Annotated in this window: 11 protein-coding genes; 7 read left to right on the forward strand and 4 right to left on the reverse strand. The window is 54.8% G+C overall.

The annotated features are described in order from the left end of the window. Nucleotides 1–37: 37 nt before the first annotated feature. The 3 genes from FE848_RS17390 to tkt are packed head-to-tail and all read right to left on the reverse strand — an operon-like array spanning nt 38 to nt 4,265. Complete coding sequence (locus tag FE848_RS17390; protein ID WP_200205122.1) at nt 38–1,198, reverse strand: phosphoglycerate kinase; 1,161 nt, start codon at nt 1,196–1,198, stop codon at nt 38–40. Between the two features lie 38 nt (nt 1,199–1,236). Continuing rightward, nucleotides 1,237–2,265 carry a type I glyceraldehyde-3-phosphate dehydrogenase gene (locus FE848_RS17395; RefSeq protein WP_200205123.1) on the reverse strand — a complete coding sequence of 343 codons (1,029 nt, stop codon included), beginning with the start codon at nt 2,263–2,265 and terminating at the stop codon, nt 1,237–1,239. Then, complete coding sequence (tkt, locus tag FE848_RS17400; protein ID WP_200205124.1) at nt 2,265–4,265, reverse strand: transketolase; 2,001 nt, start codon at nt 4,263–4,265, stop codon at nt 2,265–2,267. The genes FE848_RS17395 and tkt overlap by 1 nt, the downstream gene beginning before the upstream one ends. A gap of 256 nt (nt 4,266–4,521) precedes the next feature. Here tkt and FE848_RS17405 point away from each other — a divergent pair, with 256 nt between their 5' ends. From FE848_RS17405 to FE848_RS17435, 7 genes are all read left to right on the forward strand, one after another. Next, a complete protein-coding gene (locus tag FE848_RS17405; protein ID WP_200205125.1) occupies nt 4,522–5,526 on the forward strand; it encodes a metalloregulator ArsR/SmtB family transcription factor in 1,005 nt (334 codons plus the stop codon). Between the two features lie 177 nt (nt 5,527–5,703). Further along, nucleotides 5,704–6,894, forward strand: a complete 1,191-nt coding sequence (gene metK / locus FE848_RS17410; protein WP_200205126.1) for a methionine adenosyltransferase — start codon at nt 5,704–5,706, stop codon at nt 6,892–6,894. A 306-nt stretch (nt 6,895–7,200) separates the two neighbouring features. Next, the gene (gene ahcY / locus FE848_RS17415; protein ID WP_200205127.1) at nt 7,201–8,574 is read left to right on the forward strand and encodes an adenosylhomocysteinase; all 1,374 of its coding nucleotides are present in this window, start codon (nt 7,201–7,203) and stop codon (nt 8,572–8,574) included. A gap of 12 nt (nt 8,575–8,586) precedes the next feature. Next, entirely contained in the window at nt 8,587–9,456 is an 870-nt protein-coding gene (gene metF, locus FE848_RS17420; protein ID WP_200205128.1) for a methylenetetrahydrofolate reductase [NAD(P)H], read from the forward strand. 163 nt (nt 9,457–9,619) lie between these two features. After that, complete coding sequence (locus tag FE848_RS17425) at nt 9,620–10,378, forward strand: transporter substrate-binding domain-containing protein (protein ID WP_200205129.1); 759 nt, start codon at nt 9,620–9,622, stop codon at nt 10,376–10,378. 91 nt (nt 10,379–10,469) lie between these two features. Continuing rightward, nucleotides 10,470–11,141: an amino acid ABC transporter permease gene (locus FE848_RS17430; protein WP_200205130.1), complete on the forward strand. Its 672-nt coding sequence runs from the start codon at nt 10,470–10,472 to the stop codon at nt 11,139–11,141. A 13-nt stretch (nt 11,142–11,154) separates the two neighbouring features. Then, a complete protein-coding gene (locus FE848_RS17435; protein WP_200205131.1) occupies nt 11,155–11,901 on the forward strand; it encodes an amino acid ABC transporter ATP-binding protein in 747 nt (248 codons plus the stop codon). Between the two features lie 240 nt (nt 11,902–12,141). Here the strand turns inward: FE848_RS17435 and FE848_RS17440 are convergent, their stop codons facing one another. Next, nucleotides 12,142–12,726, reverse strand: a complete 585-nt coding sequence (locus tag FE848_RS17440) for a hypothetical protein (RefSeq protein WP_200205132.1) — start codon at nt 12,724–12,726, stop codon at nt 12,142–12,144. Nucleotides 12,727–13,126 lie beyond the last annotated feature (400 nt).

A 13,126-nucleotide genomic window follows, 5' to 3' on the forward strand; every position in this document is an offset into this window, starting at 1 on the left:
TTAGTTACTCATTAGTTTGAAATCTGGTCAGAAATTTTTACGCGCCGCGCTCTTCCAGTACGGCTACGGCTGGCAGCACTTTGCCTTCCACAAACTCCAGGAAGGCGCCACCGCCGGTGGAAATATACGAGATCTTGTCAGCTATGCCGTATTTGTCAACGGCAGCCACTGTGTCTCCGCCACCGGCCAGTGAGAAGGCATCGCTTTCTGCGATGGCTTCGGCCAGGGTTTTGGTGCCGTTTCCAAACTGCTCAAACTCGAACACGCCTACCGGGCCATTCCACAGAATGGTTTTGGCGTTCTTGAGCAATTCGGCGAACTGGGCAGCGGTTTGCGGGCCAGAATCGAGAATCATGTCGCCTTCGGTAACGTCCGCGATGTTCCGGATGGTTGCAGTGGCGTTTTCAGAAAACTCACTGGCAACCACTACGTCTACCGGCAGCGGGATGTTAACGCGGGAAGCTATGTCTCTGGCGGTATCCAGCAGGTCGTGCTCGCACAGGGATTTGCCTACCGGGTGGCCGGCTGCGGCCAGGAAGGTGTTGGCAATACCGCCACCTACAATGATCTGGTCACACACTTTTTCCAGCGCGTTGAGTACGTCGAGCTTGGTGGATACTTTGGCGCCACCAACAATCGCGACTACTGGCTTGGCCGGGTTATCCAGGGCTTTGCCCAGGGCTTCCAGCTCTGCCGCCAGCAATGGGCCAGCACAGGCTTCCGGTGCAAAGCGTGCAACACCGTGGGTGGATGCCTGGGCGCGGTGGGCTGTGCCGAAGGCGTCCATCACGTAAACATCACACAGGGCCGCGTATTGCTTGGCCAGGGTTTCGTCGTCTTTCTTTTCGCCTTTGTTGAAGCGTACGTTTTCAAACAGAACCACTTCGCCGTCGGCCACTTCAACACCGCCGAGGTAATCTTTAATCAGGCGTACGTCCTGGCCCAGGGCTTTGGTGAGGTGGTCTGCAACTGGCTTGAGGGAGGAGGCTTCGTCGTACACGCCTTCTTCCGGGCGGCCCAGGTGCGACATCAACATCACTTTGGCACCAGCGTCTCTGGCTGCCTTGATGGTGGGCAGGGAGGCGCGGATGCGGGCATCGCTGGAAATCACGCCGTTCTTTACCGGCACGTTGAGGTCTTCGCGGATCAGAACCCGCTTGCCAGCGAGGTTCAGGTCGGTCATTTTCTTAATGGCCATGATCTGGGTTCCGTTAATTCAATTAATTGGCAAAGAGTTTAAAGCCGGGACAGCCAGCTTTGGCTTACATCCAGCATGCGGCTGGCAAATCCCCATTCGTTATCAAACCAGCATAACACTTTCACCATGGTGCCCCGGGTTACGCGGGTTTGGCCGCCATCTACTACACCGGAGTGGGAATCATGGTTGAAATCGGAGCTGGCCAGCAGTTCGTCGGTATACCCGAGTATGCCTTTTAGCGGGCCATCTGCGGCATCCTTCAATACACGGTTTACCGAGGGTACGTCGGTGGCTTCGCGCACGTTGAACACCATGTCGATGGCAGACACGTTCATGGTGGGCACACGCAAGGCCACTGAGCTGAAGCGACCTTCCATGTGCGGAAGCAGGCGCTCTACGCCCCGCGCCAGCCCGGTATCCACCGGCACTATGTTGTGCAACGCGCTGCGGGTAAGCCGCAAATCCTGCTGGTGGTAGGCATCTATCACCGGCTGGTCGTTCATGGCGGCGTGAATGGTGGTGGTACTGCCCTGCTCCACGCCAAAGGCTTTATCCAATACGGTTATCACCGGCACCAGGCAGTTGGTGGTGCAGGAACCTGCGGCCACTATGCGGTCGTCTGCGGTGATTTCCATTTCGTTAATGCCAAAAACCACGGTGCGGTCGACGTCTGACTCTGCTGGCTGGGAGAACAGCAGCCGCTTGGCACCTGCCTGAAGGTGCAATTCAGCCGTCGCCCGGTCTGAATAGGAACCAGAGCACTCCAGCACCAGATCGATATCCAGCTCTTTCCAAGGCAGTTCTGCTGGGTCTGCATGGCGCAGTATGCGGATAGGATCACCGTTCATGATCAAATCCTGCCCCTGCACTGCCAGGCTTCCGGTAAACCGGCCATGGGTGGAATCGTAGCGGGTCAGATGTGCAATGGTGTCGATATCAGAAAGCTCGTTAATCGCGACCACCTGCAGGTGATCGCGAAAACCGTTTTCGTACAGGGCACGCAACACGCACTGGCCAATACGGCCATACCCGTTGATCGCAATACGAAAGGGCACGGAGTCTGTCATCAGGCGTCCAGCAGCTCTGCAGACACTTCCAGGATGTTCTCTACGGTAAAGCCGAACTCCTTGAACAGCTCGCCGGCGGGTGCCGATTCACCGAAGGTGGTCATGCCCACAATGCGACCGTCCAGGCCAACATACTTGTACCAGTAATCCGCAATCGCAGCTTCGATAGCAATGCGGTTGGTCACTTCCAGTGGCAGCACCTGTTGCTTGTACTCGGCGCTCTGGGCATCGAATACATCGGTAGATGGCATGGAAACAACCCGTACCTTTTTGCCCTGCTCACGCAGTTTGGCTGCGGCATCTTGTGCCAGGCCTACTTCAGAGCCAGTAGCGATGAAGATGAGATCCGGGGTGCCTTCGCTGCCAGACAGCACATAAGCGCCCTTGGCTACGTCTGCCAACTGCTGCGCATCACGAGCCTGAGCTGGCAGGTTCTGACGGGAGAAGATCAAAGCACTGGGGCCATCCTTACGCTCAAGAGCGGCTTTCCAGGCTACAGCAGATTCTACTGCGTCGGCCGGGCGCCAGGTGCTCATGTTCGGCGTGGTGCGCAGGCTGGCCAGCTGCTCGATCGGCTGGTGTGTCGGGCCGTCTTCGCCAAGACCAATAGAATCGTGGGTGAATACATAGATGGCGCGCTGCTTCATCAGTGCGGCCATGCGCACGGCGTTGCGGCAGTATTCCATGAAGATCAGGAAGGTTGCGCCGTAGGGCACGAAGCCACCGTGCAGGGCAACACCGTTCATGATGGCCGCCATGCCGAACTCGCGAACGCCGTAATAGATGTAGTTGCCGCTGGCGTCTTCTTTAGTGACACCTTTAGTGCCGCCCCAGATAGTGAGGTTGGAGCCAGCCAGATCGGCAGAGCCGCCCAGCAGTTCCGGCAGCATTGGGCCGTATGCGTTCAGGGTGTTCAGGGAAGCCTTACGGCTGGCAATGGTTTCGCTCTTGTCCTGACATTCCTGAATGTACGCCTGGGCTTTTTCAGAGAAGTCGGCTGGCAGATCACCCGCCATGCGGCGCTTCAGCTCGGCCGCCAGCTCTGGCTCGGCTTTTTCATAGGCTGCGAAAGTTTTATTCCAGTCGCTTTCAGCCTTGGCGCCTTTTTCTTTGGCGTCCCATGCAGCGTAGATATCAGCTGGAACTTCAAACGGCCCGTGAGCCCAGCCCAGTGCTTCGCGGGTCAGTGCAATTTCGTCGTCACCCAGAGGCGCGCCGTGGGAAGATTCGCTGCCCTGCTTGTTGGGGGAACCAAAACCGATAACGGTTTTGCAGCAAATCAGCGTAGGCCTGTCGGTAGTGGAGCGAGCCACTTCCAGGGCGGAGCTGATGGCATCGGCATCGTGGCCATCAACACCCGCAAGTACCTGCCAGCCGTAGGCTGCGAAACGTGCCGGCGTGTTGTCGGTGAACCAGCCATCAACTTTGCCATCAATGGATATGCCATTGTCGTCGTAGATGCAGATCAGCTTGCCAAGGCCCAGGGTTCCGGCCAGCGAGGCAACTTCGTGAGAAATGCCTTCCATCAGGCAGCCATCGCCCACAAAGGTGTAGGTGTAGTGGTCAACAACATTATGGCCAGGGCGGTTGAACTGTGCTGCGAGGGTTTTCTCTGCTAGCGCGAAGCCTACAGCGTTGGCCAGGCCCTGCCCCAGTGGGCCGGTGGTGGTTTCTACGCCCGGGGTGTAACCGTATTCCGGGTGGCCTGGAGTTTTAGAGTGCAGCTGCCGGAAGTTTTTGATGTCTTCAATAGAAACGTCGTAACCGCTCAGGTGCAACAGTGAATACTGCAGCATGGAGCCATGGCCGTTGGAGAGCACAAAGCGGTCGCGGTTGGCCCACTCAGGATTAGCCGGGTTGTGGCTCAAGTAATCGTTCCACAGCACCTCGGCGATATCCGCCATACCCATGGGCGCTCCCGGGTGGCCGGATTTGGCTTTCTGAACCGCATCCATGCTCAGCGCGCGAACGGCGTTGGCGAGATCTTTACGAGAGGGCATTTACGTTTCTCCAATGTTTTTCAAGGAAGTAAGTAACAAACCAGTGCTTTTCAAAGGGCAATAAAAAGCTGCTTAAAAATAAGGCGCGTATTTTCGCCGATTAGGGTGTGCCGGGGCAAATCGGCGTACGCCTTATCTCGGGTTATTCGGTTGGGAATTACCGAAAGAGACTGATTTCAAAGAATGATAAATCTATATCAAAAAATTTTGATATGCCTATTGATTGAGCGCCCCAACCCCCTTACACTCCGCAACCATGACAACTTTAAGCACGCACTCTCACCAAATATCCTCCGTGGACGTTCTTGCCCCGATCTTCAAGGCAAGCGGCGACCCTTTGCGCCTGGAGATACTGCGGGTGCTGCGTCGGGATACATTTGGCGTGCTGGAACTGAGCCAGTTATTTGATATGCGCCAATCTGGCATGAGCCATCACCTAAAAGTGATGCACAAAGCCGGGCTGGTGGAGCCGCAGCGCGAAGGCAACGCAATTTTTTACCGCCGCCCGCTGCATCTGGATACCGAAAAGCCGACAGATCTGACGATTCGGCAAATTTTTGAAGCAGTGGATCGCGCACCCTTGCCTGCGCACCTGCAAGAGAAAATTGAGTTTATTCGGGATCAGCGTGCGGATCAGTCACAGGCGTTCTTTTCCCGGCACTCTGAGCAGTTCCGGGAGCAGCAGGAATTGATTGCTGCGTTTGACCTGTACGCCGCGCCGGTAGCGGACATGATCCGCAAGCGTACCAAGAAAAAACAATGGCAAAGTGCGCTGGAAATCGGCCCGGGGGAAGGCGGGTTTTTGCCGGTGCTATCCGAGCTTTGCGATCACGTTGTGGGTCTGGATAACAGCCGGGACATGCTGGCCAAAGCAACGCGCACCTGCATTGATGAGCGACTGAACAACGTTGATTTGATTGAAGGAGTAACCGACACCCTGTTGGCCCGAGGGGATGCATTTGATCTTGTTGTAGCCAACATGGTGCTACACCACGTGCCCAGCCCGGCCGACATTTTTCTGGACGCTGCAGCCCTGATGAATAATGGCGGCTGCCTGATGATCAGCGATCTGTGCCGGCACGACCAGATTTGGGCAAAAGAAAACTGCGGTGATCTGTGGCTCGGATTCGAGCCAGAAGAGCTTACCGCATGGGCTGCAGCAGCGGGTTTGAAGGCCGGGGAGCAGTTATTTATCGGATTGCGCAACGGCTTTCAAATTCAAGTTAGAGAGTTCTGGAAAACCCAGTTACCGCTGCGATAACCGAAAACGCATCAAACCCTGAGATTCCGCCCTCTGGCATGGAATATCAAAAAACTTTGATATTGGCGTAAGTAGTAGTACCTACGACCACTGAAACAAAACAAATAACTAAGCCGGCAACTGCAGCAACATCCAGCCACCGGCAAGATTTCGAAACGCTCACAGAGGAGCAACGCTATGTCTGACTACAACATCTTCACCTCCGAATCGGTCTCTGAAGGCCACCCGGATAAACTCGCCGACCAAATCTCCGATGCGGTTCTGGATTCTATTCTCATAGAAGACCCTCACGCCCGCGTTGCTTGCGAGACGATGGTAAAAACCGGCGTTGCTATCGTAGGTGGTGAAATCACTACCAGCGCCTGGGTTGATCTGGAAGATCTGGTTCGTGGCGTGATTAAAGACATAGGCTACACCTCCTCAGACGTAGGCTTCGATGCCGACACCTGCGGCATCATCAACATCATCGGCAAGCAGTCTGTTGATATCGCCCAGGGTGTTGATCGCCAGAAGCCAGAAGATCAGGGTGCGGGCGACCAGGGTCTGATGTTCGGCTACGCCAGCAACGAAACCGAAGTGCTGATGCCTGCACCGATCACCTTTGCTCACCGCCTGGTAGAGCGCCAGGCCGAAGCCCGTAAAAACGGCGTACTGCCCTGGCTGCGCCCGGATGCAAAGAGCCAGGTAACCTGCCGCTACGAAAACGGCAAGGTTGTGGGCATTGATGCGGTTGTTCTCTCAACCCAGCACGACCCGGACGTTAGCCAGGCCGATCTGAAAGAAGCCGTAATGGAACTGATCGTCAAGAACGTACTGCCGGCAGAATTGCTGCACAAAGGCACCCAGTTCCACATCAACCCAACTGGCAAATTTGTTATCGGTGGCCCGGTTGGCGACTGTGGCCTAACCGGCCGAAAGATCATCGTAGACACCTACGGCGGCATGGCTCGCCACGGTGGCGGTGCTTTCTCCGGTAAAGACCCCTCAAAGGTTGACCGCTCCGCCGCTTACGCTGGACGCTACGTTGCCAAAAACATCGTGGCAGCTGGCTTGGCCGACAAATGTGAGATTCAGGTTTCCTACGCCATCGGCGTGGCACAGCCAACGTCCATCTCCGTGAACACCTTCGGCACCGGCACTATTGGCGACGACAAAATCATTGAACTGGTACGCCAGCATTTTGATCTGCGCCCTTATGCCATCACCAACATGCTCGACCTGCTGCACCCCATGTATCGGGCGACAGCAGCCTACGGCCACTTCGGTCGCGAGCCAGAAGAAGTAACCGTTGCGGGCAAGACGTTCATCACCTTCCCGTGGGAGAAAACCGACCGCGCAGCTGCTCTTAAAGACGCTGCTGGTATCTAACGGACTTGTTAGCGTATTCAAGATCGCATACGCCAAAACCAGAACGAGGTGGTGGGGTCATCCCTCCCCGGAATGTCGTAGGCCATGGACGGCCGAAGACAAGCGCACATGGGTGAGGCAAGCGTTTATGAAGCGGAGCTTCATGCGCAAGCCGAACGACAGCAATCTGCGATTGCTGGCCGGACCCCGCAGGGGTGCTCGTAGCGGTTCCGGGGAGGGATGACCCCACCACCGACATATCGAAATTTAGCAGCACCGAGCCTTACTCACGGCTCGGGCCAAAACAGAACCAAACGGAGAACACCAATGAGCAGCTTCAACGACTACAAAGTCCGCGATATCAACCTGGCCGATTGGGGCCGCAAAGAAATCAAAATTGCCGAAGGCGAAATGCCCGCCCTCATGGCACTGCGCGAAAAGTACAAAGCCGAACAGCCGCTGGAAGGTGCTAACATCATGGGCTGCATTCACATGACCATCCAGACCGCCGTGCTGATCGAAACACTGATCGAGCTGGGCGCAGACGTTCGCTGGTCTTCATGCAACATCTTCTCCACCCAGGATCAAGCGGCTGCAGCCATTGCCGCCCAGAACATTCCTGTGTTCGCCTGGAAAGGCGAAACCGACGAAGAATACGAGTGGTGCCTCGAGCGCACTATCGGTGCAGACGTAGAGGGCTGGAAACCCAACATGATCCTGGACGACGGCGGCGACCTGACGGCTCTGCTCCACGAAAAGTACCCGGAAATCCTGGCTAACTGCCACGGCGTGACCGAAGAGACCACCACGGGTGTACACCGCCTGCAGGAAATGCTGCGCGACGGCACCTTGAAAGTTCCGGCTATCAACGTGAACGATGCTGTTACCAAGTCAAAGAACGACAACAAGTACGGTTGCCGTCACAGCCTGAACGATGCCATCAAACGTGGTACCGACCACCTGCTGGCCGGTAAAAAGGCACTGGTAATCGGCTACGGCGACGTGGGCAAAGGCTCTGCCGCTTCACTGCGTCAGGAAGGCATGATTGTGAAGGTAACTGAAGCTGACCCTATCTGTGCCATGCAGGCTTGTATGGACGGCTACGAGGTTGTTTCCCCCTACATCAATGGCGTGAACACCGGTACCGAAGCAGGCATCGACAGAGCCCTGTTGCAAAACACAGATATTCTGGTAACCACCACCGGCAACATGAACGTGTGCGATGCACACATGCTCAAGGCTCTGAAGTCCGGCGCGGTTGTGTGCAACATCGGTCACTTCGATAACGAAATCGATACTGCTTTCATGCGCAAGAACTGGGAATGGGACGAAGTTAAGCCTCAGGTTCACGTGATCTACCGCGACAAGGCTGCAAACGACCACCTGATTCTGCTCTCCGAAGGCCGCCTGGTAAACCTGGGCAACGCGACGGGCCACCCTTCACGCATCATGGATGGCTCTTTTGCCAACCAGGTTCTGGCACAGATGTATTTGTTCGAGCGCAAGTTCGCAGATCTGCCGGAAGAAGCCCGCGCGAAAGGCATCTATGTTCAGGTTCTGCCGAAGAAGCTGGACGAAGAAGTGGCCCTCGCCATGGTTGAAGGTTTTGGTGGCGTAATCACCAAAATGACTCCGGAACAAGCGCAGTACATTGGTGTACCGGTCGAAGGCCCGTACAAGCCAGAAAGCTACAAGTACTAATCGGGTAACAAGATGCAATCCCAGAAACAATTCAAACGCCGTTTCAGCTTTGAGTTTTTCCCGCCCAAGACCGATTTGGGCAAGGAGAAACTCCAGGTTGTACGCAATCAGCTTGCCGAGGTGAATCCCGATTTTTTCTCGGTCACCTTCGGTGCGGGCGGTTCCACCCGGGACCGCACCATTGAAACCGTGCTCGACCTGCACAAGCAGGGCATTTCCACAGCGCCACATCTCTCCTGCGTCGGCGGTACGCGGGCCGAGATTGCGGAACTGCTGGATGTGTATAAAGAGAACGGCATCAACCGGATTGTCGCCCTTCGCGGTGACATGCCTTCCGGTATGGGTGCATCCGGCGAGATGCGCTACGCCAACGAGTTGGTTGAGTTTATCCGTGAGCACAGCGGTGATCACTTCAACCTGGAAGTAGCGGCCTACCCGGAGTTTCATCCGCAGGCACGAAATGCTGAAGAAGATCTGAAGAACTTTGCCCGCAAGGTAGAGGCTGGCGCCAACAGCGCCATTACTCAGTACTTCTTCAACCCGGAGAGCTACTTCTATTTCATTGATCGGCTGGAAAAGCTCGGCGTAACCATTCCTGTGGTACCCGGCATTATGCCCATCGTGAATTTCTCAAGCCTGGTGCGTTTCTCTGATATGTGCGGTGCCGAAATACCGCGCTGGATTCGCAAACAGCTTGAAGCCTACGGCGACGACACCGCAAGCATCCGCAAGTTCGGTGAGGAAGTAATCACGGATATGTGCGAGAAGCTGTTGAAAGCCGGCGCCCCGGGGTTGCACTTCTATACCCTGAACCAGGCTGAGCCAAGCATCAGCATTTGGAAGAACCTGGGTATTAGTGAGCGGGAACGAATCTCTTTCTGATCCCCTCCAAGCATTTGATTTTCGGCGCTCACCTGAGTCATAGTCTAGAGTGTACGTGATGCAGTTCCACTAATGCTCCCCGGGCGGCACGGTCATCAACAGTGAACCTCCCGGCTTGCCTTATCCGGCAATCGGAGCCCCAATAAGAAAGAAAGGAGAAAGCATGAGCACGAAATGGCTGAAAACTCTGGGTACAGGCCTGGCCCTTACCATCGCAGCTAGCACCCTAAGCGCTGAAACCCTGCGAGTGGCTACCGACCCCAGCTTTGTTCCGTTTGAGATGCTGGATCAGGAAACCGGCGAAATGATCGGGTTCGATATGGAAATCATCGCTGAAGTATCCAAGCGTGCGGGCTTTGATTACAAGCTCAACACCATGGACTTCAACGGTATTATTCCTGCCCTGCAAACAGGCAACGTGGACATCGCCATTGCCGGTATTACCATCACCGACGAGCGTGAAAAGATCGTTGATTTCTCCGACCCGTACTATGACTCCGGCTTGCGGATTCTGGTTCGTCAGAACAACGATAAAGTAAAAGAAGTCTCCGACCTGGAAGGCCTGAAAATCGGCTCGAAGATTGGCAGCACCAGTTACGACTTCCTGAAGAAGAATCTGGATAAGAACAACGGCGTTACTCCGTATCCAGGTAGTTCAGACATGTACATGGCACTGATGTCAGGTGCAGTAGACGCAGTGTTCTACGATGCCCCGAACGTTGGCTACTTCGCCAGCACCAAAGGTAAAGGTAAAGTTAAAACCGTTGGCAAGCTGTACGAAGGCCAGCAGTATGGCATCGCGCTGAAAGACGGTAGTACGTGGGTGGGTGCGGTTAACGAGGCCCTCGCTTCAATGAAAGAAGACGGAACCTACAAAACCATTTACGAAAAGTGGTTTGGCCCAATGCCAGAAGGCAAGTAAAGGCTAAAGGGCCGCCAGGCCCTTTGTTTTATAGCGCCGGGGCTAATTGCTCCGGCGACTTCTGACCCCAACCCCTGCGGAGACGCACACTGTGGATTCCCAGTTCCAATTCGACTGGCAAGCAGCCATCAATTCTATTCCCTTCCTTCTCAAGGGGATTCCCTACACTTTAATGATTTCCTTTGGCGGCCTGTTGATCGGCTTTGCTTTGGGCATCATTTTTGGCCTGCTGAGCATCAATAAAAAATGGTTTCTGAAATGGCCCGCAACGGCCTACATCGAAATCTTCCGTGGTACCCCGATCCTTGTTCAGGTTCTGTTTATTTTTTACGGCCTGCCCGATCTGATCGGAGGTCCTATCGATCCTCTTACCGCGGGCATTGCCGCGATTGCGCTGAATTCGGGCGCTTACATTTCTGAAGTGGTACGTGGTGGCGTTCAGTCCATCGACAAAGGCCAGGCAGAAGCCGGGCTTTCTCTGGGCTTGTCCCGCACTCAGACATTCTGGTCGATCATCTGGCCACAAGCCTTCCGGCGCATGATTCCGCCGCTTGGAAACCAGGCCATTGTAAGCATCAAGGACACTTCCTTGTTCTCGGTTATTGGCGTGGGCGAACTCGTTCGTCAGGGCCAGGTTTACATTGCCAGTACCTTCACCGCCTTTGAGGTGTATTTTGTGGTCGCGATTATGTATCTGGCCATTACCCTCTCGCTGTCCCTGATTCTCCGCCTGGTTGAACGGCGCGGACTGGCCTCTGTCTGAAGGAACCTGACCCATGAATCATATTGTGCAAATGAAGGGCATGAACAAGTACTTCGGCAAGCTGCATGTCCTTAAAGATATCGACTTATCAGTAGAGCAAGGCGAAGTGGTGGTCATTATCGGCGCCAGTGGCTCCGGTAAATCCACTTTGATCCGCTGCGTGAATGGCCTGGAAGAGTTTGAATCTGGCCATCTTGAAGTGGATGGCCAGGCGCTTGCCCCGAAAGGCGGCAACCAGCAGGTTCTTGCAGAAATCCGCAAAGAAGTGGGCATGGTGTTCCAGCAGTTCAATCTGTTCCCCCACCTCACGGTGAAGAAGAACATCATGCTGGCACCCCAGAAAGTGAAGAACACCTCACAGGTTGTGGCGAACGCTACGGCCGAGCGCTTACTGGAGCGAGTGGGCATTGGCAGCCAGGCTGACAAATTTCCCAGCCACCTCTCCGGTGGACAGCAACAGCGAGTGGCCATTGCTCGGGCCCTGGCCATGGAACCGCGGCTCATGCTGTTCGACGAGCCTACTTCCGCTCTGGACCCGGAAATGATCGGTGAAGTGCTCGACGTAATGCGGGAACTGGCAAAAGAAGGCATGACCATGATGGTGGTCACCCACGAAATGGGCTTCGCCCGGGAAGTGGCCGACCGCGTAATCTATATCCACGAAGGCCAGATTGTGGAAGAAGGCAAGCCGGACGACGTGTTTGATAACCCCCAGAACGAACGGACTCAGGCATTTTTATCGCGGGTGCTGGTGCGCTAGGCCATAACGAAAAAGCCCCCAATTCGGGGGCTTTTTTCTTTGGGTCAGACCACAGCGCTTGCCTGCCTAGCTTGCACTTTCAACAAGTGACGGAGTGCAGCTTTTCCGAACGCCCGCTTTAACGTGGACACCGAAATCATCATAGCGCCATAGGCAGGTTCCGTTATATGAAAAAGGACCATACACTCATTGTCCGAGCCCAGCTCGACGTAGTGGTGACACTCTCGATCGGCGGCGCTATTATCTAACAGGCGGGATAGCTCCTTTATCGATGTAATACTGAGTCTGCGCATCGTATCCGGATGTGTCACCCTTGACCGTTTCAGCCGGAAAACTGGCCACAATCGGCGCAGCAAAACCACCGTCTTGGGCATCCTCACAATCAGTACATGAGGCTCGCCACCACGCCAACGCCTCTCCTTTTCCAGAAAAGCCGACTATAAAATAGTGCCGGTATGCTGGCGTGGGATAACGATCAAACCATGTACTCAAAGATTTTTCGAATCCTTCTGGCATCGATAACAATATCTCATGAAACGTCCCGGTTCGATGAGAGAACCAACGAGCTTCAACATACTCCGGCGCAGAGGAGGGTCCCATAACAACTCTTCCGCCGGTGGGCGGCGTTTGATCATAGCCATAACTTATTGCACCTGCTGGCACTCTTCGATCCCCATTTAGCGTAACTTCCTCAACCCAAACCGGCCAGCCAGAAGGTCCGCCAGCAACTATGATCGAATACGCATAGGTTTTTGGCTCTGACGTGCATCCCATCATGGCGCCAATGATCGCAAAAATTAAGAACGAGCGAATAATCCCGGTCATTGCACGGCTGCCTTTTGTTGCGATGTCATAGAAAGCCGATTTAGAAATACCCGTCTAACCCCAGACTTCTCTTGGTCTTTCATCAGAGCATCTTGGTAATCGCACTTGCGATAAGTACGCTCCCAACCATCAAGTAAAGAAAAAGCACCGGTATCAATACCCAGGCTTGCCAGAGCCTCGGTAGAGGAACATTTGGATCCCCAAGCAAAGATGCCCTTTGCTTAAAAAAGGAACCGGGGAAGCTTCGCAGCACGAGGTATGCGAATACGTTACTACTTCGTCGCCCCTGCAAAAATGCCACTTTCAGAGAGCCAACAACTCACTGGTCTTAGTTGATTCATTCGGCAGCGCCAGAGTTGAACATAAAATAGCCAATATCAGGCGTAAATGCCGCCCATTT

The organism is Marinobacter sp. 1-3A, assembly GCF_016597775.1.
Classification (GTDB): domain Bacteria; phylum Pseudomonadota; class Gammaproteobacteria; order Pseudomonadales; family Oleiphilaceae; genus Marinobacter; species Marinobacter xiaoshiensis.